The organism is Methylomonas sp. BW4-1, assembly GCF_052474385.1.
On record NZ_CP184125.1, the window covers coordinates 2,321,937 to 2,345,087 of the forward strand.

The 23,151-nt window shown below is 52.2% G+C and carries 19 protein-coding genes; 3 read left to right on the forward strand and 16 right to left on the reverse strand.

The annotated features are described in order from the left end of the window. Positions 1-132: 132 nt before the first annotated feature. Positions 133-282 (reverse strand): lmo0937 family membrane protein, encoded by a 150-nt coding sequence (locus ACH5Y9_RS10770; RefSeq protein ID WP_445369604.1) that lies wholly within the window; start codon positions 280-282, stop codon positions 133-135. Between the two features lie 84 nt (positions 283-366). After that, positions 367-543, reverse strand: coding sequence for a CsbD family protein (locus ACH5Y9_RS10775; RefSeq protein WP_445369605.1), 177 nt, complete (start codon positions 541-543; stop codon positions 367-369). A 783-nt stretch (positions 544-1,326) separates the two neighbouring features. Here ACH5Y9_RS10775 and ACH5Y9_RS10780 point away from each other — a divergent pair. Then, entirely contained in the window at positions 1,327-1,896 is a 570-nt protein-coding gene (locus tag ACH5Y9_RS10780) for a hypothetical protein (protein WP_445369606.1), read from the forward strand. Between the two features lie 141 nt (positions 1,897-2,037). Here ACH5Y9_RS10780 and smbP read toward each other — a convergent pair whose 3' ends face one another. The 11 genes from smbP to ACH5Y9_RS10835 all read right to left on the reverse strand — a co-directional run bounded on the left by smbP (position 2,038) and on the right by ACH5Y9_RS10835 (position 16,504). Continuing rightward, positions 2,038-2,355, reverse strand: coding sequence for a small metal-binding protein SmbP (gene smbP, locus ACH5Y9_RS10785; protein ID WP_445369607.1), 318 nt, complete (start codon positions 2,353-2,355; stop codon positions 2,038-2,040). Positions 2,356-2,419: 64 nt separating this feature from the next. Continuing rightward, positions 2,420-2,611 (reverse strand): hypothetical protein, encoded by a 192-nt coding sequence (locus ACH5Y9_RS10790; protein ID WP_445369608.1) that lies wholly within the window; start codon positions 2,609-2,611, stop codon positions 2,420-2,422. 140 nt (positions 2,612-2,751) lie between these two features. Beyond that, the gene (locus ACH5Y9_RS10795) at positions 2,752-11,454 is read right to left on the reverse strand and encodes a GH36-type glycosyl hydrolase domain-containing protein (protein WP_445369609.1); all 8,703 of its coding nucleotides are present in this window, start codon (positions 11,452-11,454) and stop codon (positions 2,752-2,754) included. Positions 11,455-11,594: 140 nt separating this feature from the next. Beyond that, complete coding sequence (locus tag ACH5Y9_RS10800; RefSeq protein WP_445369610.1) at positions 11,595-11,753, reverse strand: DUF3309 family protein; 159 nt, start codon at positions 11,751-11,753, stop codon at positions 11,595-11,597. A gap of 70 nt (positions 11,754-11,823) precedes the next feature. After that, a complete protein-coding gene (locus tag ACH5Y9_RS10805) occupies positions 11,824-11,955 on the reverse strand; it encodes a DUF3096 domain-containing protein (protein ID WP_301938338.1) in 132 nt (43 codons plus the stop codon). A 593-nt stretch (positions 11,956-12,548) separates the two neighbouring features. Beyond that, entirely contained in the window at positions 12,549-13,040 is a 492-nt protein-coding gene (locus tag ACH5Y9_RS10810; protein WP_445369611.1) for a hypothetical protein, read from the reverse strand. Positions 13,041-13,049: 9 nt separating this feature from the next. Further along, the gene (locus ACH5Y9_RS10815) at positions 13,050-13,529 is read right to left on the reverse strand and encodes a hypothetical protein (RefSeq protein ID WP_445369612.1); all 480 of its coding nucleotides are present in this window, start codon (positions 13,527-13,529) and stop codon (positions 13,050-13,052) included. Positions 13,530-14,199: 670 nt separating this feature from the next. Beyond that, positions 14,200-14,487, reverse strand: coding sequence for a coiled coil domain-containing protein (locus tag ACH5Y9_RS10820; protein WP_445369613.1), 288 nt, complete (start codon positions 14,485-14,487; stop codon positions 14,200-14,202). Between the two features lie 82 nt (positions 14,488-14,569). Then, the gene (locus ACH5Y9_RS10825) at positions 14,570-14,974 is read right to left on the reverse strand and encodes a carboxypeptidase-like regulatory domain-containing protein (RefSeq protein WP_445369614.1); all 405 of its coding nucleotides are present in this window, start codon (positions 14,972-14,974) and stop codon (positions 14,570-14,572) included. A gap of 240 nt (positions 14,975-15,214) precedes the next feature. Beyond that, positions 15,215-16,099, reverse strand: coding sequence for an OmpA family protein (locus ACH5Y9_RS10830; RefSeq protein ID WP_445369615.1), 885 nt, complete (start codon positions 16,097-16,099; stop codon positions 15,215-15,217). An 18-nt stretch (positions 16,100-16,117) separates the two neighbouring features. Beyond that, complete coding sequence (locus ACH5Y9_RS10835) at positions 16,118-16,504, reverse strand: DUF4398 domain-containing protein (protein WP_445369616.1); 387 nt, start codon at positions 16,502-16,504, stop codon at positions 16,118-16,120. Between the two features lie 294 nt (positions 16,505-16,798). On the opposite strand from ACH5Y9_RS10835, the gene ACH5Y9_RS10840 reads away from it, so the two are divergent. Then, positions 16,799-17,350, forward strand: coding sequence for a PAS domain-containing protein (locus tag ACH5Y9_RS10840; protein WP_445369617.1), 552 nt, complete (start codon positions 16,799-16,801; stop codon positions 17,348-17,350). Between the two features lie 294 nt (positions 17,351-17,644). Here ACH5Y9_RS10840 and ACH5Y9_RS10845 read toward each other — a convergent pair whose 3' ends face one another. Beyond that, a complete protein-coding gene (locus ACH5Y9_RS10845; RefSeq protein ID WP_445366898.1) occupies positions 17,645-18,742 on the reverse strand; it encodes an IS5 family transposase in 1,098 nt (365 codons plus the stop codon). An 81-nt stretch (positions 18,743-18,823) separates the two neighbouring features. Continuing rightward, on the reverse strand, positions 18,824-20,026 hold the full coding sequence (locus ACH5Y9_RS10850; protein ID WP_445369618.1) for a YihY/virulence factor BrkB family protein: 1,203 nt from the start codon (positions 20,024-20,026) through the stop codon (positions 18,824-18,826). Positions 20,027-20,165: 139 nt separating this feature from the next. On the opposite strand from ACH5Y9_RS10850, the gene ACH5Y9_RS10855 reads away from it, so the two are divergent. Then, positions 20,166-20,732, forward strand: coding sequence for a septal ring lytic transglycosylase RlpA family protein (locus ACH5Y9_RS10855; protein WP_445369619.1), 567 nt, complete (start codon positions 20,166-20,168; stop codon positions 20,730-20,732). A 74-nt stretch (positions 20,733-20,806) separates the two neighbouring features. On the opposite strand, the gene shc is transcribed toward ACH5Y9_RS10855, so the two are convergent. Further along, positions 20,807-22,717 carry a squalene--hopene cyclase gene (shc, locus tag ACH5Y9_RS10860; RefSeq protein WP_445369884.1) on the reverse strand — a complete coding sequence of 637 codons (1,911 nt, stop codon included), beginning with the start codon at positions 22,715-22,717 and terminating at the stop codon, positions 20,807-20,809. Between the last annotated feature and the right edge of the window lie 434 nt (positions 22,718-23,151).

A 23,151-nucleotide genomic window follows, 5' to 3' on the forward strand; every position in this document is an offset into this window, starting at 1 on the left:
CTCGTAAATGATTTTGGTTAAACCCGGCATGACCAGCCGCATCGAAAATGACACGACTAGCCATTCCAAAAGGAGCCCTGGAGCACCGCCCAGCCAAGCAATCGATAACAGCAAAGGTTTGCTATCCACTGCTTACAAAGCCCTTCGACCTTGAATTACGCGAAGTACAATCGCTATAAGCGCGATTACTAGCAATAGATGAATGAATCCGCCAAGCGTGTACGCAGACACCAAGCCCAGCGCCCAAAGAATAATAAACAGGATGGCAATAGTTTCAAGCATGATCTTTCTCCACTAACTGCCGTGCATTGACGGCAAAACGAACTCTGAAAACCGCCTAGAAATGCGGCGCCTCAAGCCTGTTGTTTAGAGGTCGTCCTTGATGTCTTGTTTCAGATCGCCGAATCCGGATTGGACCTTGCCAAGATTTTTTTGGACATTGCCTTTTAATTCCAGTTCTTTGTCGTCCAGTACCACCCCGGCAGCTTCTTTGACTTTACCTTTAACTTCTTCTACGCGGCCTTTTACTTGATCTTTATTCATGATGATCTCCAACTGAATTAGCCATGAGCAAAACGTCATGACCAAGCGCGAAAGTTTCTCCCGCTGCCTGACCAGAACAATATCAACAAACCCAAGCAAAGTCGGTGCGGCAACGAACATAGATTAGAAGCTAGATACGCAGATTTTCAACGCCTGAAGACAAAACAGAAAACTTGTCCGACACCCTCCCGGCCCGAGCCGGACACATACCCGGCTAACTTTAGAAATCCCCGAATTAATAGCGAATGCCGCCTGCGATCAACGACAACCCGGCAATGGATGTAATCCATTTTTCTAATGTTGGATAACGTACCGACGCCGATGGCGTTATTGCTTAAACTCCTCCCATAGGTTTACCAAACCAGAGTCCCAAGCCGATTGGATTCAAAAACTTACCGTTAACCACGGCCATCGGATTTAACACTTTCGATGTGCCGCGCATCGCGTCATCTCTTCCAGCAAATCGCAACCCGAAGAACAAAAACCGTCACCGCAACCCTTGTTCCGTTCCAGCCACCGTAATTGTGTTAACCGTCTCGGCCACACGATCCTTTTCAAACATTAGCACCACGATTTTTTATCTGCCGAGCGAGTATCGGTCAGGTAGCTATTGCCTTGACGGTCTGTTGACTGCGCAAGGAATACAGACTGTGCGGATGCAGACCTCTCCGAAGCAAACGGTCGAATTAACTCTGTGAAAGCCGGTTTTGCCTGACAAGACCGACTGCGGGGTAAGAGCCATTGGATGGCTATTTGTTAACTTAAACCTATTGAGAAATACCTATGAAAACGAACCCTTATTTAAAGACCACGCTTGCCGTTTGCCTGTTGGCTGTTTCCGGCGCTAGTTCAGCTAGCGTTTGGGCACCAAACGACGGCGACGTCAATTTTCTATCGTTCAGCTCTTCATCGTTCCCGTTACCTTCGCTGACCGATACCTTCGGTATTTTTGAAGACACAGCGGTTATCGGTGCGGCTGAACCTGTTGTCGCTTTTACCGGTGTCGGCGTGGTGTCGTTTGTCGCTAATGGTGGCAATTACACTATCGGTACCAGTACCTCATCCGGCACCTTGTTGGGTTCCAGTAACTTCCAGGTTGGTATGCTGTCGGATGGGGTTTGGAGTGCGGCATTCGGCAATACCGATTTAGGCTCGGACGCTAACTTACTGGCATTCGCCGATTCCTCGGATTTTAACAATCTGTACTTTTTGTACGCCTTCGACATTAGTCCTTCGCAAGCGACCGGCGACGGACCGGCAGCAGTGCCATTACCGGCTTCGGTATGGATGATGACAAGTGCGTTGCTGGGCGTCTTATATGCTGGACGCCGTAAATCCACTGTTTACGCCTAAACCCTAGCTAAGTAGCCGGTCCTGTGCGGCTTGCACGCTACCGGCTATTTTTACGCATTCTGTCTGCGTAAATTCGGGCACAAAAAAACGGCGGGTGAATTCACCCGCCGTTTTTCTTGAAGCCTAAGAACTGCTTTGGCCTTATTGCGCGGCGTTCAAATGTAGAACCGCTTCTTCCGCCGATTTTTTCGCTAAATCGCTGTGGCCTTGTTTCGCATGCGCGATCGCCGCATCCAGACTCGTGACGCCGGCTTTTAAGTGCTCGTCGATCACTTTGATATGTCCCTTCGCCGCATCAGCATGATTCGCGATGGTTTTTACGTCGCCGGACTTGGCGGTTGTTTGCGCATGCTCCAGCGCCAGCGCGATATGCCTTTCCGCTGCATAAACGTTCATAACGCTAACGCTCAACAGCATGCCGGCGCATATTACGGTCGGTTTGCTTGGGATAAGTTTCATGGTTGTTTCCTTAGCGTAGTATTTAGAATGGCTACGCAGTCACTCGGCTTTGAGAATGCTGCGTTCAATAGCGGTCGTTTTTATCGCCTTTCTTTGCTTTGCGCCTGAAAGCGACAAAACCGACCCGATCCTTGCCGGCATTCATCCTCAGGTCGTATTCGACTTCCATCGCCTTGTCGTCGCGAGTATTCCCTGTAATCTCTCCAGCCTGACCTTTACCTGTTTCGACCAAGTCTTTCTTGGGGGCTTTATTCATGTTGATCTCCATAATTGTTGACCACAACTGAATTAGCCATGACCTAAGCGCGGACTATGTTTTACAACGCTCAGTCCGTACCATAGCGTCAAAGCCAAGCGCAGTCGGTACGGCAACGAACAGATGTCGCTTGCAAATCGCTAACTGCCTAGCACCACCAACAGCTCATGCTGTTTTCCGTCGTCCACCAACCTGATACCCTCTCCAGCCACTTGCGCTGCGCCGTCCAATTCCATGCTGGCAATGCCTCGGGTCGCGCCGTTCGGGTTTTTAATGCTGATTTGGTAAACGCTGGACCCATGCCGATAGACGATACTATAGTTCTGCCAGGCTCTGGGTATGCACGGTTCAAACAGCAAATGATCGCCACGCACTTGCAAGCCCAGAACGGCTTCCAATCCGGCCCGATAAAACCAACCGGATGCGCCGGTATACCAGGTCCAGCCGCCGCGGCGAGCGTGTGGTGCTTCGGAATAAATATCCGCCGCCAGCACATAGGGTTCTACCTTGTAGGCATAGACCCCGGTACGGCTGGTAGTACGCTTGATTGGATTCAGCATTCGCAGCAATTCGCCGGCCTGGTCGCCTTCGCCAAGCATCGCATAAGCGATAGCCGACCAAATTGCCGCGTGGGTATACTGCCCGCCGTTCTCGCGGATGCCGGGCGGATAACTTTTGATGTAGCCGGGATCGCGCTCGGTCTTGTCGAACGGTGGTGTGAACAGCAACAGCAAATCGTCGCCGTAGCGCACCAGATATTCACGTACCGACGCCATCGCCCGTCGCGCCCGTTCCGGGTCGGCGGCGCCGGAAATGACCGCCCAGCTTTGGGCGATGGAATCGATCCGGCATTCGGCATTGGTCGCCGACCCCAACGGCGAGCCGTCATCGAAATAGGCGCGCCGATACCAGGCACCGTCCCAACCTTCGGCTTCGACGGCGACGCGCAGTTGTCCGGCATGCTCAAGCCAACGTTTGGCCCGCTCGTTATCGCCGCGTGTTTCGGCTATCACGGCAAACTCTGACAGAGTTTTGATCAGAAACCAGGCCAGCCAAATGCTCTCGCCCTGCCCGCGATTGCCGACCCGATTCATGCCGTCGTTCCAGTCGCCGCTGCCGATCAAGGGCAAACCGTGCGCGCCGGTGGCCAGACTCAAATCCAACGTGCGAGCGCAATGTTCAAACAAACTGGCTTCTCGAACGGTTTCGGTAGGATGAAAGTAGGCATCGTCCTGTTCCGCCACCAACTCCGGCCCTTCCAAAAACGGTAATAATTCCTCCAGTACCCCGTTATCGCCGCTGACTTTTAGATAGTGCGCGACCACAAACGGCAGCCAGACCCTGTCGTCAGAAAATCGGGTGCGCACGCCGCGACCGGTCGGCGGATGCCACCAATGCTGTACGTCGCCCGGTTCGAACTGGCGCGCAGCGGCGCGCAAAATATGTTCCCGCGTTAAATCGGGCCGGGTCACCGCCAAAGCCATGCTGTCCTGCAACTGATCGCGAAAACCAAAGGCGCCGCCCACCTGATAGAACGCTGCCCTCGCCCACATTCGGCAACTCAAGGTTTGATATAGCAACCAACCGTTCAACAGCACGTCCAGCTCGCGGTCCGGGGTTTTGACTTGTACCTTACCCAGTATGGTCTGCCACGACTGCGTGACCTCGGCAAATGCCCTGGCAAGGTCAACCGCACGATGCCGACGAATCAATTCCACAGCATGTGCTTTGTCCTTGCCCTGCCCCAGAAAAAATACGATCTCAATCTTTTCATCCGCCGCCAGCTCTATGCTGGTTTGCAAAGCCGCGCAGGGATCCATGCCGGCACCGACCCGGTTTTTCAGCGGTTTGCGGTTCAACAAGCCGGCCGGCGCGTCCAGACTGCCGTTGCGGCCGAGAAACTCGCTGCGATTGGCCGTCCAGGCAGTCTGCCGTCCGGCCAAGTCGGCAAAGGCAATCCGCTCGCCAAACTCTTGATCCCAAGGGTTATAAGCCAGCATGGCGCCGGTTTCCGCATCCAGTTCCGTGACGATATGCGGCGCGGTGACGCTACGCGAGGCACCGAGCACCCATTCCAGATAGGCGGTCACGCTCAAGCGCCGGCGGCGGCCGGAGACATTGGTCAAGGTCAATGCAGAGATTTTGACCGGATCGTCCGGGCTGACGAACTGCAACAATTCGCTATGAATGCCATGCGAATGATGCTCGAAGCGGCTATAGCCCTGGCCGTGCCGAATCAAATAACTGGCGTTCTCAACCCGGATCGGCAGCGCGGTCGGTGTCCACAATTCGTTGCTGTCCTCGTCGCGTATATAAAATACTTCGCCCGGCGCATCGCCGACCGGATCGTTCGACCAAGGCGTTAACTGGTTTTCCCGGCTATTACCGCACCAGGTACAGCCGCTACCCAACTCGGACACCGTGAAACCGAACTCGGGATTGGCGATGACGTTAATCCAAGGCGCAGGTGTGCTCTGGCCTTTATCCAGCACGATCACATATTCGCGGCCATCTTTAGCAAAACCGCCCAGACCGTTGAAAAACTCCAGCGGCGGCACGGCCAAGGCCGGTGCTTCGACAGCCGGCAGCAATAATGGCTGCTTGCTAATGAAGGGCATGGCTGGTCGTGGATGCCGTAACAATTGTTCGGCCAAGGTGCCGCGATTTCCGACCAACATAGCTCTTGCCGATGTTTGCAATAAGCGCCGATCTTCCAGAGATAACAACCTGGCCTGCAACACAAAAATAGCACCCTGCTGCTCGTGCTCCGCGGAGGCCGAACGCGCCTGGTTTTCCCGCACCAGAGTTTCCAGCAAATTCTGTAAATCCTCGACGTAAGACACTTCCTTTTCATTCAGAATCAGCAGATCTACGGCAAGGCCTTTAATCCGCCAATATTCGTGCGCGCGCAGCAATTGCTCGACAATACCGCGATCTTCCGGCTCACCGACCCGCAGCAATAAGATGGGTCTGTCGCCGGAAATACCGTAGCGCCACAAACTGGTGACATTCAGCGCATTCAATTGGAGGAACTTACCGGCTGGCCGTAACGACGGATCGGCATAGAGCAAACGATTGGCCAGCATTTGAAACAACTGCGCCTCGTCGGGTTTGGTATGTAAATGATGCAGTTGTACGTGAGCATGGGTCCAGGCCAAGGCCGACGCCCGTTCCCAGGCCATCAGATTGTGATATTTGTCAGACAAATCTGCCGCCGCCTGTCTTGACGCAGCCACCAGCGTGGTGAAGGTCAAGTGCTCAGTCGCCCCCGCTGCGATTTTAATGCGGGTGCGCAAACTGAATATCGGATCGAGCACCGAACCCACGGTGTTACTTAACGGCCGGCCATCCATCACCGCCAACGGCGCGCGCAGGGTTTGGCCGCGGCCGATAAAACGGGCACGGTCGGTTTCGTATTGCAAACCGTCACCGGTTTGCCGGTCGGCCAGCACATGCGCGGCCCACAGTTGCGGGTCTTCCGCAGAACGTTGCCGGCGGTGCGCGAGCAAGGCGCGGGTTTGTGGAAGGTATTCAGTCTGCACGAATAGGTTCGAAAACGCCGGATGGGCAATATCGGCCTGCATGGTCGTTAGCACGATTTCGGCATAAGACGTCACTTCGATTTCCCGCTCGTGCATGCTGTTATTGGTTAAGCTCAGCCGCCTGATTTCCGCATCGTCTTCCGGCGATACGACGATTTCGAGAGTAGTGACTATCGCGCCGTCCGTGCGCGTGATGCGGGCCCGATCTTCGACAAACACCACTTCATAATGCTCTGGGGTAGCAGTGGTCGGCTGATAACCGGCAGACCAGACTTGGCCGCTATCGACATCGCGCAGATACAGATAGCTACCCCAGGCATCGCGAGTGGTGTCTTCCCGCCAACGAGTGACTGCCAGATTCTGCCATTGGCTGTAACCGGAGCCGGCAGCGGTCATCATCACCGAGTAACGGCCGTTGGACAACAGCAGTGTGGATGGCACCGACGACATCGGCGATGGCACTCTGCGCACCGGTGGCTGGACGGTTTCTTTGACATCAGACAGTTCTTGTAACAATGGCAGCACGCTGGTGTCTGCACCGTGCGGGATGCGTTCTTGTAATAGTAAATCCGCCGCCTGAATCAGCGCGGCACGATGAAAGCGATGCCGCATGGAACCATCGTGCACCACATTCGCAAACGCCACCAGCGACATGCCTTGATGATGCGCCATATAACAACGCACCATCGCCACTCGCTGCCTCTCCGCCAGACGGATGGGGGTGAAATCCAGCGCTTCGTAGAAACCATATCGCCCCAGTGCACCTTCCCGCTCTAAGTGCGCGAAGTTTTCCACAGCGGCATGTGGCAAATACATTGCGGCCAAGGCCGTGGCGTAGGGAGCGATCACCAATTCTTCGCCCAAGCCGCGCTTCATGCCCAGACCGGGCACGCCAAATGCGGAATATTGATAGGTCAGATACAAATCTCGACCATTGAAAGCCGATTCAGAGACGCCCCAAGGTAGACCGCGCTCCTTGCCATAAGCGATCTGCCGCTTAACCACCAAGCGGCAAGTCTGATCTAGTAGACTGTAGCGAGGGGTGAAGGTCACCAGCGACGGCATCAGATATTCGAACATCGACCCGGACCAGGATAGTAACACTGTACCATGAGCGACGCGCGTCACCCGCCGACCCAAATGAAACCAATGGCTGCTGGGTACGTCGCGCTTGGCAATGGCGATAAGACTGGACAGTCTGGCTTCGGAAGCCAGTAAGTCGTAATAACTGGGATCAATGGCGCCTTCCGTGACCCGATAACCGATGGCGAACATGTGCCGATTGGTATCGTACAAAAACCGAAAATCCATATCCCGGAACATGCATTCCAGCTGCTCGACCATAAATTCAAGGCGTTTATGCAAAGCCTTGGCTTGATCTCCGGCCAGGCGTAATAGCACAATCAAAGCTTTTTTATCGGCTGTCCGTGCTTCCGGTTGTGAATATTCTTCGTGATTTGCCCAAATCGTATAGCTGCCGGGCAGATTGCATAGCGGCGTCTCCAAACCGAATTGTTGGCTTAGTTCGGCACTTTGCGAACATAGAGACGGATATTGTTCGGGAAAATGAATCCACGGAATCAACGTAGCCACATCGCGGGCATGCGAACGGATGTCGTCGCATAAAAAGCTCGCCCAGGCCAACACTTCATTGTCCTGACTATCGCCGCGTTCCAAGGCATGCGCAGTCGCCAAATCGAGCAAGGCGTTAGCGCAAATCGTCAACTGTTGCCATAGCTCACTCCATTCAGCCACCTCGGCAGGTCGCCTTACCAACAGTTCGCCCAGTATGGCCATTTTCTGCCGAAGTTCCCGCAGCGTCACCGTCACGATGCGGCGGTCATCATTGATATTGGCCAAAGCGTCGAGTAATAAGCGATGCGTATCGGCCAGCCCAAGTAAAGCGTTGCCTAAATTCAGCGGCCGGCTAGCCATTTCCCGACAGGCTTGTGCCAACGTCAGTAAATGGCCGGCCAGATTGCCGCTATCGACGGTGGACACGTAGCGCGGCTCTAGCATCTGCAAGTTGCGGGTGTCGTACCAGTTATAAAAATGCCCGTGCAGTTTAGGTAAGTCGGTCAGGGTTGCCAATGTGGCTTCCAGGCGCTCGATGGTATCGCTCAACCCCAACCAGCCGAAATCCCGCGCGGACACCACCGACAACAAATACAGGCCGAAATTGGTCGGTGAACTGCGGTGGGCAATCACCGCTTGCGGATCTTCCTGAAAATTATCCGGCGGCAGATAGTGTTCTTCGGCGGTGACAAAGGTGGTAAAAAAACGCCAGATGCGCCGACCATAAAAACGCAATTGCGCGCTATCGGCCGGCAACAGCGCTTCGGCACTATCGATTTTAGGCGGCAGACTCAAGGCCCTCGCCACGACCGGCGCTAGCCACCATAGCAGTAAAAACGGCGCTGCCGCGACAATTGCGTCCGGGTTGAACAGCACCACCAACGCCCCGGCACCAAACACCACCGAGGACGAATGGCTGAGCGGGCGAATCAAATTCTTCAACGCATGCCCGGCCCCGTCTTTGGCTTGCAAAGCCGTCACCCATCTCAGTAGTTTGCGGCGAGTGATGAACAAGCGCACCAGCGTGGTAACTATGGCATCGGTCATCAACCAGGCTTGTTGCGCCAACAGCGTCAGTGCCACCAAACTATTGCACAGCGCCCAGGCTAAGTTCTCCAGTGCACCACGCAGATGTGTGGCGAACGAAATACCGCGCCGAGGCGCGGCAAAACCGGCGGTGAAGGCTAAAATGGCCGGAAAAGTCAACGAAGTAAGCACGAAACCGATCAGGACCAATAGCGGCGCCTGCGGCATGGCCCAGCTTGCCACCAAGGCGGAAAACGCCGCCGGCGCCGACAAAGAGCGGCGCAGATTATCCAGCATTTTCCAGCGGCCTATCATGGGCATGCCCTTGCCACTCTTACCGAAAATCCACGGCAGCAACTGCCAGTCGCCGCGCGCCCAACGGTGTCCGCGTGAGTCAGCAACTTCGGTATGCGACGGAAATTCTTCGAAAAACTCGATATCGCTGACCAAACCGCAACGCACGTAAACGCTCTCGAATAAATCGTGACTAAGCTGGGTGTTATCCGGCACCCGCCCGGCCAGCGCAGCCTCGAAACTGTCGACATGATACAAGCCCTTGCCGCTGTAGGTACCCAGCCCGAACAAATCCTGGTACAGCTCGGATACCGAGCTGGAATAGGCATCGGTGCCGGAGGCCCCGGCAAAAATTTGATGGAACATGGAGCGTTCCTGGCGTTGCGGCAAGGTTGGCGTGACTCGGGGCTGCAAGATGCCGTAACCGTCTACGATGGTTTGGCTGTCGGCATCAAACACCGGCTTGTTCAGCGGATGCGCCGCCACTCCGACCAATTGCGCCACCACACCCATTGGCAATTTTGTATCGGCGTCCAAGGTAACGACATAGCAGACGCCGGACGGTGCGACGGCCGGCTGGCCGGCGACCGGCAAGAATGAGGTATCGGTAGCGCCGCGCAGCAGACGATTGAATTCCTGCAATTTGCCGCGCTTGCGTTCCCAGCCCATCCACTTGCTTTCGCTGGCATTCCACAAACGTTTACGGTGAAACACAAAAAAGCGTTGCTGGCCGTACTTGGCGTTCAAGGCATTGATCCTGCCAATTGCCACACTCAATAGCTTATCGTCGTTGGGCTGAGTTTCCTGCTCCGCATCCGCCCAGTCCGACAATAGCGCAAAACGCACCGCACCGTCAGGGTTGGCTAGATAGCGGATTTCCATTTGTTCGACTTGCTGCCTTACCCCGGCTTCGCTGACAAACAGAGTCGGTACGACTACAAAGGTACTCAAGGCTTCCGGCACGCTGTCTTTAAGTTCCAGGCGCGGCAGGTGATTGGGCGGCAAGCCGGCCACAATGAAATGATTCATCAGGCCGATGGCGATATCCGATGCCGGAAACACCAACACCAAGGCCAACAGACACAACTGAAAACCGTTTAATCCTGCAGCGCTGGATATGCTCAAAGGCAATCCCAGCAACAACAGCGTCAATAGCCCGAGACTGCCAACATAGGCCAGTCCGGCGTGACTGACATAGGTTCGCAGCAGGCGTTGCTTGAAGGGCGAGCGGTAATTGACTTTTGCTTCGAAAGCATAACGGCCGGCGCCGATCAGATAGTAACCGGGCTCCATTTGGCGCTCGTCACCGCTATCTCGATCAATGGCAATTTGTACCTCAGCTATGGCTCGCCTAGCAATCTCCACTTCCGAGGCAGGGGAGCGCTTGGCCAGTTCCTCAATGGCATGGCGGTAACGATCGCGGGTAAGAAAATCCATCGCCGCATAGCCGTCATGCGCGCGTAGACAGGCGTCGACCAAACTGACATCTTCGACGAATTTCGGCCAATCGAACGCGGAGATAGCGCGCATGCTGGTAATGATATTGCGCACCGTCATATTGTCGGCGATTTGCGCGGCATGTTCTCTGTGGACAATGTCGTCCAGGCTCAGGCCTTGCTCGCCAAGCCAATCGTTCAGAAACTCCAGCGAAAGTGCTATCGCCGGATGTGGATCGTGCGAGCGCTGCAAAATCTGCACCGCATAGGCTTGCCGCAACGGTTCGGCCGGCAACACGCCGGCCGGAATGACCGGGTCCGGGCTATCGCTGCGCGCGACGACCTGTTCGACGTGATCAACAAACTCGTCCGCCAAACGCCGGCCGTTTTGCGAGCGCATGATGCTAACCGCCAAACGGCGTAGATTTTCGACCAGCAATACCCGCAGCGTAATCGGAATAGCCCAAAGTTCGCCCAGGGTGAGCGGCTCGACGCTTTGATAGGCTTTGACGAACACGGTCAGCAAATCCGGTGCGAAGCGGCTGTCGGTATGTGCCACCAAAGCCCAGGCGATGCCGTAAACGCGGGGATAGCCTGCCAACACGCCTTCGGCTAGCTTGGGTAGTTCTCGCGAATAACTTTCCGGCAGATCGACATGAATGTCGCTAACCTGCTCTTCGATGACGTGAAAATTGTCCAGCAGCCATTCAGCCGCCGGGGTGATGGCATGTTGCTCCCGCACCGCCCTGGCCACGGCTTTATAAGCTTCCAGTAGCACCAAGGCGTTCTCGCGCACCCGTGGAATCAGTTTGTGACCTTTCTTCAGCGTGGTGATTTTTTGGGCTTTTGCCAGACTTACCGCGTGCTGTTCCAGTCGTTCCGTATTGAATAATTCAAAACGAATTGGTGCTTCCTCGCCGCCCGGATGCTCGCTTCTAACATGCCGCCGTTGTTCTCGCCGCTTGGCCATGGATTAATGCTCCGTTCTGATGAGCGTGGTCGCGAATCGCCTTTCGGCGACGTTGATTGAGTCCTCGCTTGGAGGCTGTTGGCGAAAAGACTGGTTGGGCCGAAGGGAATCGAGCCCAACGTTTCTTTGGAGTGGTGTAACTAGATTCTGCCGAGTACCAGTAGAATCAATATGATGATCAACACCAAACCTAAGCCGCCGCTGGGTCCATAACCCCAAGAACGGCTGTGAGGCCAAACCGGGATTACGCCCAGCAGCATCAGGATCAGTATGACGAGTACTAGTGTGCTAAGTGACATGGTAGTGCTCCTTAAGGAGTGAGTACGTTGACTTGAAACTGTGCAAAACGGCTTTGACCAAGCATCCCGCTTAGCGGTGTATCAGCCCCAACACCCCCACAACGATCAAATAGACTGCCACGAAATAATTTAGAAACCGGGGCACGATTAAAATCAAGATGCCGATCACCAAGGCCAGTAAGGGTTCAATTGCCAGATTCATGATAAACCTCCGCGAATAGTGGAAATCAGACACTAACGCTAATAGCCAACTGGGTCTGTACGCTATCGCACACACCTGACTCAGAACACTAGTCCCTACCCTCATCAACCTGGCCGATAAAAAGCAGCACAGTTTCCGAGAAAGCCGATGCGGGATCGGATCCAATGCCCTTGGCGTTGTTATGCATTTTCCGAGGACGAACAACTTTTCATGGTCGTTAAGTTACGAGCCTTTTGACAAGTTAAGTCGCTGGCTGAGCGAGATTGGGTATTGACCGGCGGATAATGTAGAAACTACAGTATTGCCTCGGTAATTGAATTTACTAGTTTCGATAGTTTGCAACTTAAACGCAGGAAACGTTTTGTGTTTCAAATGAAAATCCGATTATATGGTTTGGAGGCTTGTCGTGGAGGCGGCCGTCAAAATTCGACCCCTTTGAGACATTCGGACATGGATTTAGCTATCCCGATAGCGGTCATTGGCAAACAAATAGCATTATCGGCCCAAATTGGTTTCCGATAAGTGAGCTTATGTTAAATTCACCCGATTAGACACTTCGTGCCATTTTGTTTAATGTTGGGTAGCAACGTAACCTAAAGTGGCACAGTTAAAGTTAACACTATTACCAAAGTCCAAACAACAAAAAATACTATTGGCATAGTTTCCCGAGGAAGACGGATAGGCGACTCATATTGCATCTCATTTGAGATAAAACTCTCCTTTTTCACATAACCAATGATTTGCGGAGCATTTGGTATATCTTTTGTTAACTGCTTCCATTCAGAAACAATGTGATTGATCGCGCTAGTATTTTTTTTTAACTCACGAAAATAAGATACTGCTGCTGATATTCCCACTAAAGAGACCAACATGATAATTGATTTCAATGTCCATTGCGGTAGATTTCCCTTATTGGTAAGTAGCCCAAGAGAGGCAAAAAGAAAACCTTGTATCGTGTAAAGAGCCTGAGAACGGGATATAGAAAGACTATCTTCGTGAATTAACAATTCTCTAAGTATTATTCTCCGTTCCTTTAGTGACCATTCATCCTTCAAGTTTTTAATGTGATTATCTGTATATTCCATAATTAAACCTTACTTACCAAAGAGCAAAATCGAAAGAACTGAAATAATGGCGACGATACTCTGGAACCATCTGAGAATAACTATATCATCAATTGATGTCCATTCACCTGTTGGAGAGGGATTGAAAAACGATTCATCATTAATATAAAAACCAGATTTATTGAGTTGCAGTGCAGTCTCACATCTAACTATCGCTCTACCATTAGCCTTCATCGCACCATGAGCACAGTAAAGATATATCTGACCAAGGACACCAAATAACAAAGTACTAACGGCAAGGAATAATCGCAGCTTGACGTCGGAGTGACCGTTGGTAAACCAAAAAGCCGGGATGCCAATTAGAATACCAGTAGACCAAGAAGTGGCCGTATATGATCGAGCATTCCAATCTACTATGTGGGTGCGTAGCGAGCTCATAACGGAAATAATAATCCCTACCTTGAGGTCTTCATCAATTACGATACTGCTTTGGCCTCTATTTATATCCATGCTAAATGTCCGATTTATCCAAGTAATAGAATTATTTTGTACTGTTGATTATCTCAAAAACAATCCTTTTTTTGAAAAGCAGAGCGACATTGGACATTTTGAACCCTTTTGTCCCATGTTCAAAATCACTCACTTTGATTTTTGCGGCTTTTAGGAGTATCAAAACGCCCAAACATTAGGCAAAATGACTAAAACGAACCGCCGCGCCGATTTTTTCTGCTTGTTGCAAAAAGTAAGTTTTGCAACATTGCACCGACCCCACGGAATCAATGGATTTCATGTCGCAAATGTCAGTAGAAAAATAGAAAGAATTTACTCTTGATAACGGATTTTATCATTTTAAATGAGCGGGATGCGCTCCATCTGTACAGTTTGCACACACCATATTCATCTCCACAAAGCGGTCAACCGCGACCGGCAGAAATTGGCCGAAACTGCGAATTTGCTGATTTTAAAAAGACATTCGCCATAGCTGATATTCAAATTTTGAAAGCTGCAAAAAGGGCAAAAACGCTGACCATTATGCACTCGCTTTGCGGAACCGCTTGCGGAGTCGGGACGACCAACTAGCAGCGTCAACGTGATCGCTTAACAAGGTTGGTTTCACGGCAGGGCGGTGACAAGGTATTCCGACTAGTTCGGCGAACCAAAATTTGGGATATGGACGAAGCTATTTTAGTTTGGAAACAGTATCTGCCAGGCCGGTTCTTAGGTCATTCCAAACCTTGTCAGCCGTGTCTTTTAGTGCCTCCCAACCCTCATGGCCGGATTCCTCCAGCTCTTTAAGCTTTTCTTGAGCTGCTTGTTGTTTGGCGTGCAAGGTATTGAGCTCTTCAACACAATTTAGTTTTACCAGCGCCGCTGCTTTCTCAGTTTTTTCGTTTAACTGGTCGATATCGGCACTCCACTCTCTTAGTTGGCTAGCCAATATTTCGATGTAGTCGTTTTTGGTTTTCATGGGTTTCTCGCTGATGATGATATACAAATGCCGAAGCGCAGCCCCCTGAAACGATGGCGCACATAAAATAGGCGTCTGGAGCCTACCAGGTAAACGACAGCGGGGCGCGTTGCTTTGCATCCACCGTAACCGTTTTACGGATGATTTGGCCCTCGTGATCGACGCTAACAGTGTAGCGGCCCGGTTTGAGCTGGGCGAACAGCATCGGGCCGTCGGCTACGGTGTCCAGCACTGTCTGGCCCTTTGCGTTGCTGATTTTGACAATGACGTCGCTGAAATACTCTCCGGTACCTTTCATCGAAAACAGCAAACTTAAATTGTAATCGGCCCGAACCGCGCGCAGCGCGTCCCGCTCGTCACCGCCGATGCCGCCGCTGACAAAACGCACCTCGCCTTGGCTTTGCGGCTGCAGCGGCAATGCGTCTGCAATCGCAGAAAAACTATAGATAATCCCCGCCAAAATAAGCGCTAAAGGTAATGGTTTCATAATCGTTGCTCCTTGGTACATGGAAATGCTGAACAATCTGCCCCTTAATCAAAGCAAGCCGGCTGAATAGACTCGAAACGACACGGAGGGCTTGCGAGTCTGCTCGACGAACCGTTTGATTTAACGGCGTGTGTCAGGCTTTTAATGGCTACCAGCCCTAGGGCCGTTAAGTTAAAGTTTTGCCTTTAAAGAAGGATAGACAAACCTAACGGCATCGGATTACCAACCAATCATCCCTGTCTAGCGTGTCACGATATTGCCTTTTTCATCGGAAAGGATGACTTCCACCCGCCGATTCAATTGCCTGCTAGCGGCCGAACTATTGTCGGCAACCGGGTACTCCTCGCCATAACCCCGCGTGTTGACCCGATCGCTACTGACGCCGGAGTCCACCAAGGCCGTCCTTACCGAATAAGCGCGGCGATCCGATAACTCTTGATTCATATCGGCGCTGCCCCTGCTGTCGGTATAGCCTTCGACCAACACCTTGTAGTCGGGATATTGCTTGAGAAAGTCGGCCAGTTTGTCGACGTTACGCAGCCCGCCGGATTGCAATTGCGCCCTATTGCTGCGAAATAACACGTCGCCCAGGGTAATCACCAGACCGCGCGCGGTTTTTTTGGCGTTCAATTCGTTGATCAGAATGTCCTGTTGCGCAATCAAGGCCTGGTCGCGCTCGCTATTGGCCCCGGCCACAGCCAATTCGCCGGCTTGACGATCCACGGTTTGCTGACTCAACGCCGCTTGCCTATGAGCCGCGTCGGCTTCCGCCGTTCTGGCATCCAGGCGCACCTGATTGCGGCGCCCCTCGGCCTGATTCACAGCGGACTCGGCGATTTTGCGATTGGCGGTTGCTTGAGCGATGGCGACCTGCTGGGTGGCGACATAGGCTAGATGATTAACGGATTCATCTTCGTCATCTTCGGCGTAGGCTCGGTCGGCTTTTTTGAGGGTATCGTCTGCCTGCTTCATTTCCAGCTCCGCCAGGGTACCAACTTGGGAACTGATGCGGGCATTGTTGTAACTGTTGTGGGCATTGATCAACGCTGCGTTGGGCACGGTACTGCAACCCGAGACAATCGCCGCAGCGATTAGCGTCATCGGAATAACTCGGAAGGTTTGCATAATTAACTCCATTAAGGATTACTGGGCTTTACGGTCAATTTCTTCACGCAACACGCGATTGCTTTCCTGCAACTCGCGCGCGGCTTTTTGGGCCTTGGCGGAGCGGGCCGTCGCGGCAGCCAGCTGCGCATCGACTTGGGCTTGCTCGGCTAACTGCCGGGCCAGCAAATAATCTTCTTGCGCCATCGCACGTTCGGCAGCGTCCATTTTTTCCACAGCCGCTTTTAGCGGTATCGGTGCATATTCGTTGCCGCCGGCACTGCTGGCGCGATTGACCGCAGCCTTGGAAACGGCTATTTGCTCGGTCGGCGGTGGAAGACTGGCGCAACCGGCCACAATGGTTAGCGCGGCCAAACCGACGCCGCAGATTGTCCGAGACGAACCGTGATACTTAGTTTTTTTCATGATTTTTGTCCTGTGTGTTAAACAACGAATAGGATCGCCACTGCGCCTGCCGGACTATGCCATTGCGGCCAAGTAAGCAATCGCCTTTGAAATTTTCACGGCATATCGGGTAACGGATGGTAGGATTGGACGTGAATGGTTTACGAATGGGTCGAGATGGATTAGACGCCTTTGTGCGATCCAACACAGTTCGCTAGCGAACATAGGCTTGAGATCTAGCGGCTTATTGTCTGAGTTAGAGAAGCAGTTTTAATAACAAGAATCGTCAATAAATCGACTGGGAGACGCTGCGGTATGAACCAAAAATGGGATGGGATCGAGCGGCGTAAGTCGCTAAGAGAAAAAGCCGAAGCCATGGTAGCCAGTTTGTCGCCCGAGCAGATGAAAACCCAACCGGCGGAAATGCTTTTACACGAGTTGCTGGTCCACAAGATCGAGTTGGAGATGCAGAACGATGAATTGCAAAGAACTTATAATGCCTTGGCAGAAGCGCGGGATCGTTACTGGGATTTCTTCGAATTTGCGCCAGTCGGTTACATCGTCATCGATTCGGAAGACCAAATCGAAGAAATCAATTTGACCGGCGCCGCGCTATTGGGATTGGTACGCAATCAAGTGCTTAATATTCGATTCTCGAAATTGGTCAAGGCCGCACATCGCGAAGACTGGTATCGCCGCTTCCGAAGTATGATCGATTCGACCGGAGCCGAAAAACAATCCTTCGATTTGGAGATGATACGCTCCGACGGTTCGGCGTTTCATGCTCATCTCGATTGCCAGTGCCGGAAACATGCCAACACAGCGCCTACGCTGCTGGTATCGGTCGTCGAGATTAGGCTATCCTGAAAGGCTAAATGTCCTTTAACAACAAGTTGTGTTCGGATGTTTCCAGGTTTCTTGTAAAAGTATTGACGGCAGCGATTATCAAAGGCTCTTGATGGCTATCCGCCAATTGGTTTTGCCCGCATTGCTCTAACAGGCTGGTGAAAAACCCGCCGATATTTCCCCTTACCCACGATGTTCGTGATTTTTTCGAGTTGAAATCGGTCATGACATCGAGTTTCAAGCGTTTTGCCCCGGTTTCAAGGGCTTTTTATTCGCCTGAAGCCGTCTGTGGACGGTTTTCAGGCGAACTTCACCCTAGGCGGGTGCACTCCACGCCGGTTTCGGCGTGAACACCAATAGGTTGAGCATGCGCGTCAGGTTGTAGGCGGCAAAGCAAAACAAGGCCTGACCCGCGACTTTGGCTAAGCCGATGTGACGGGTTTTGCGCAGGCCGCCGACCGTTTTGACCCAGCCAAAGGCTTCTTCGACGATTTTGCGGCGCTTGAGACTTTGGGCGTAACCTTTGCCGCGCGCGGTGCGGCCGTCGACGGCACTGCCAATCTTTTTGCGGGCCACATGGGCTTTGATATCACGGGACTCGAGTCCGTTGACGAACGCCGGTTGGTCATAGCCTTTGTCGGCACCGACGCTGCCACCTTGGGGCACGCGGCGTTTGATCATTTTTTGCGCGGCTTCGATTTCGGCGGTGCCGGTGGCTTGAGTGGTTTCGACATCGACAATCAGGCCGTTGCGATTCTCGGACAAGGCATGGGTGATGTAACGCAGTTTGGCCTCGGTGTATTCGCCTTTCTTGTAAAGCCGGGCTTCGGGATCGGTTGTACTTTGATGGGTGGCGTTGCTGCGCTTTTCGCCACTGAAGTCGATCTCGGGATTGCGGCCGGCGGGTTTATCGGGACCACTACCATCTTTTTTGACGAAGCTTTTGTGCGAGGCCCAGGCTTCAATGAGGCTACCGTCGACGCTGAAGTGTTCGTCGGACACCAGATTTTGCCATTCGGCTATGGCCAGTACCCGCTCAAAAAATTCGCGACTCAGGGCTTCGGACAGCAGGCGTTCGCGGTTGGCACTGAACACTGTGCGTTCCCACACGGCGTCGTCGATGCCCAGACCGACAAACCAGCGAAACAACAGGTTGTAGTCCAGTTGTTCCATCAACTGACGCTCGCTACGGACCGTATACAGGACTTGTAACAGCAAGGCGCGCAGCAGTTTTTCAGGGGCCATCGAGGGACGGCCTGTGTGCGAGTAACGCTCGGCAAAGACGGCATCCATAGAGGCCAATACGCCATCAACCAGTAGCCGTAAACGACGCAACGGATGCTGTTTGGGAATACGGTCTTCCAGGCTAACATAGCTGAACCAGCTGTTTTGAATGGCATCGTGTCCGCGCATTGAAAGGCTCCAAATTTAGGTAGCCTATTTTAACAGTTGGCCGCTCATCTATGCCTTAGCTTACTTGGCTTTTCGAGTTTTTCACCAGCCTGCTAACGCATTAAGTACCAAGCTAATAGTCAATAAATTAATATCCATTGCCGGCAAATAGACGGCATCGCCATTATCTTGTTCTTTCAGCTCGACAATAAGCTGACTGGTGATTAACTTTAATAAGACATCCTGAATAATCGCGATCGGTATCGCCAATTTCCCAGCTATTTCGGCAGCATCTAAGGGCTTATTCAAGCGACTAAAATTTTTAACAATTACATGCATGATTTGCAATGCAATGACTTTTTTCAGATAAAAGCTTAAGTTCGAAAACCGATTGTTATTTCGATAAGTTTGATAATTCTGGGTAAAAAAAGCCAGCTCGCAACCGAATAATACAATCATCCAACAAGTTTGCAGCCAAACCACAAATAAAGGCAAGGCGGCAAAACTGCCGTAAATGGCGTTATAACTGGATACGCCAATCTGTAAACTCAAATAAGCCCATTGCAACAGATGGTAGCTTATCCCGGTAACCATACCGGCAGCGATGCCGGCACGGTAGCTTATTTTATGATTGGGCATAAAAATAAAGGTAAAGGCAAACAGCCCTATCATCAGTAATACCGGCGAAAAACTGAGGGCTTTAACGACCAGCCAAGTACCGACCTCCGGTAATTCTATCGCCGTGATTAACCAGGTTATCTGGGTTTCCACGAATACGGTAATACTGCTGGCCGCTATCAATAACACCGGCGCCAGCAACATCAGCGACAAATAGTCGCTAAATTTTCGTCCCAACGACCTGGCTTTTGCGATTTTCCAGATGTAATTAAACGATTCTTCGATATTGCCGATCAAGCTGATAACAGTCCAAAACAACACCACAATACCGATGCCGGCAACTACCTCGCCTTTGGTATTTTCCAGTAGATTTTGGGCAAAACCGATTAACTGCAACACCAAAGAATACTGTTTCGGTGCTCGCTCCAGCAATTGTTGCTCAAGCATTTTTTCAAACCCAAAACCCTTGGCAATTCCAAATAACATCGCAATCACCGGCACTATCGATAATATGCTGTATAAAGTTAGCGCCGATGCTCGTAACAGACAAAGGTCACGACCGAATCCCTGCAAGGACAACAGCGTTATTTTTATCGATTTGATTATTTTTTCTTGAAATACTGGCAGTTTATTCTCGTGTAACAGCCAAATATCTTCTTGAATAAACTTAAATAAGCTATGTCCCATGGTTTGATTCGGCAGGTTGAAGTAACAGCAGATTCAAAATCCGTTCCCGCCTAGAGTATAAATTGAAAATGCCAAGTTTACGGATAATAACAGCCTTCACCCGTTAAACTTGGCGGATTCACTCTAAAGCGACAGGAGCATGATTGATTGGTACGCCAGCGTACAGACTTGGCCGGCGATTCGGCGCACCGTTACCATGAAGTTCTACCGGAGCCTGTCCATGAAGCTGGAACCCAGTTATTCCATAGTTATTAGCGCGGTGATGATCGGTTTATTGGTTATTTCCGGCTGTAGTCCCGATCGCTCGGCGGACCAAGTCGAGCCAAAGCCGCAGAAACAGAGTACTGAGACCACCATAGACAAGGAAATTGGCGAGGCCTCGTGGTACGGCCCAGGCTTTCATGGTCAGGAAACCGCCAGCGGCGAAACCTTCGATCAGAAAAAGCTCACTGCTGCGCACCCAACGCTGCCCATGGGCACCAAAGCGACGGTGACCAATCTGGACAATGGTAAAAAAGTCGAAGTGACCATCAACGATAGAGGACCGGTCGCCAAAGAGGATAGAGCTATCGACCTTTCCAGCGGCGCAGAGAACAAGCTGGATATGAAAAAAGACGGAACCGCACAAGTCAAGATCGAGACTAAAAAAACCACCAAGAAAACCCGCGCCAAAACGGGGAAAGTTAAACTTGCGGCAAGGCCTTAGCTAGCCCCATTCAGCGTGAAGCAACAACCTGCCTCTCCTCACGGGATAAGGGATTTTTGAGGTTCGCAAAACCTTTAGGGGGCGCTCCGTGCGTTACGGTAGCGGCTCAAAGCCCATAACGGGAAGAATTTGTCATAACCGTGATATTTCAGATAGAAAAACTTCGGAAAACCCGGCGCATTAAAACAGTCGTCGTGCCAGAAACCGTCGGCCTTTTGATTTTTTAACAGATAGTTCATGCCGTCAGCCACTTCCGGACAGTCTGTTTCCTTAGCGGCCAGCAAAGCCATGACGGCCAATGCCGTATGAAATGCGGTACTGGATTCGAATTCGCCGCGAATACTAGCGTCGTGATAGCTAATATTCCCCTCGCCCCAACCGCCGTCGGCGCGTTGCTTGGATTTCAACCAAGTCACGGCCCGGCGCACGCTGGCGTCCTCCGCTGCAATGCCGGCTGCGGCAAAACCCAGCAACACCGACCAGGTGCCGTAAATGTAGTTAGTGCCCCAGCGCCCAAACCAGGAACCATCGACCTCCTGCTCGGCACGTAAATAAGCGACGCAGCGGTCGATAACAGGGCGATACTGCGGCATGTCCAGTTTACCCAACAGCATGATACAACGCGCGCTCACATCGGCAGTTGGCGGATCTAACAGCGCACCATGGTCGGCAAACGGAATTTGGTTTAGATAATAGTGATCGTTGTCGGCATCGAAAGCCCCATAGCCGCCATTGCGCGACTGCATGCCGGCGATCCAGTGTGCTGCCCGCTGAATGTTTTCGGCAAACGCAGATGTTTCGGCTTGCAGCATCGCATAAGCAACCACGGCGGTGTCGTCGACATCCGGATAATAACTGTTGCCAAATTGAAAAGCCCAACCGCCGCCGGCCAAACACGGCCGTTGCACGCGCCAGTCGCCCGGTTCGTCGCGTAACTGTTTGCCAGCCAGCCAGCGCAAGGCCGCTTGCGTGGCTTTTAGACTCTGCGGATCGCGCTCGTGACTGTCGGCCTCCTGCAAGGCCAGCACCGCCAAACCGGTATCCCAGATCGGCGACACGCAGGGCTGGCAATAAGCCGTATCGTCTTTCACCACCAACAATTTATCGATGGCCGCCCTGGCGATTTGGCGTTGGGCGTTGTCCGGCAGAATCCCCAGATAATCCATCGCCTCGTAAGCATTGACCATCGCGGTAAATATCGCCCCCAAGCCATCGTAGCCGTTTAGCCGCGCCATGAACCAGTCCGTGGCCTTGGCCGTGGCCTTGCGGCGGATAAAGCCGGGTAGCAACGGCTCCAGCAGTCGGCCAATTCGATCCAACACTAAAATAGCTTTGCCTAGCGGCGTTTTGACATGGGAAAAATAATGGTTTTCCAAGTTTGCCGGCGTTAGAAACAACTCGGCAATATCAATCTTGTGCGGATTGCGGGCTTTGACCTGATAGGTACACAAAATCGACAACGGCACTATCACGGTCCGCGACCAATACGACACTTTGTCGATATGAAACGGAAACCACTTCGGTAATAGCATGATTTCCACCGGAATAAACGGCACGCCGCGCCAGGGGATTTGTTGAAACATTGCCAGCATGATGCGGGTAAACACATTGGCCTTCGCCGCGCCGCCGTGCATCAATATCCATTCGCGGGCTTTTTGCATATGCGTCGCGTCTATGCCATCACCGGCCATTTTTAATGCGTAATAGGCTTTGATAGTGCAACTAAGGTCGCCAGGGCCGTCTTTGTACAGCGGATAACTGCCGTCCGCGCCGGCCTGGTTGCGCAGGAAGTTGGCGATTTTGACTTGCAAGGCCGTGTCGATCTCGGCCATGTAATGCATCATCAGAATGTATTCTGCGGGGATGGTGCAATCGGCTTCCAGTTCGAACACCCAATAACCGGCCGGGTTTTGTAAGCTCAGCAAGCCGGCCTTGGCTAATGCAATACCGGCATCCGGATTTACCGGTTCAGCACCGCCAGGCATATTAGCGTGGCTGACATCCGCACCAGATGGTGACGAGTTTTCTATTAGCATGATTTAGTTCTCTGATTTCACTGAGCAGGTAGGCATTTCACGCGGCATCCAATCTGGCAAAAAGCCGCTCAAAAAAAACCGCCGCAACTGAAGAACGTTGCTGCGGCGAGTCGCACACATGGTCATGGAGGCCCTGTAAAGTGAAGAGCGATGCAGGCTTAGGTTAAATATCGCGTTAGCCTGATTCGTAAATAGACAGGGTAATAGCCTGGTTAATTCCGGTCTGTACGTTACCGCACATAAGCCTGTTTGCGCTCTGCGCACAAAAAGCCCAATTGCTCTGTTCCCTACCGCACAGAGCGGAATTTCATTTCTAAATACAATTAAGGTTTACACTAGTCCCGATTGCAGGAGCCAATCTATTTTGTCCGATAACTACCTAG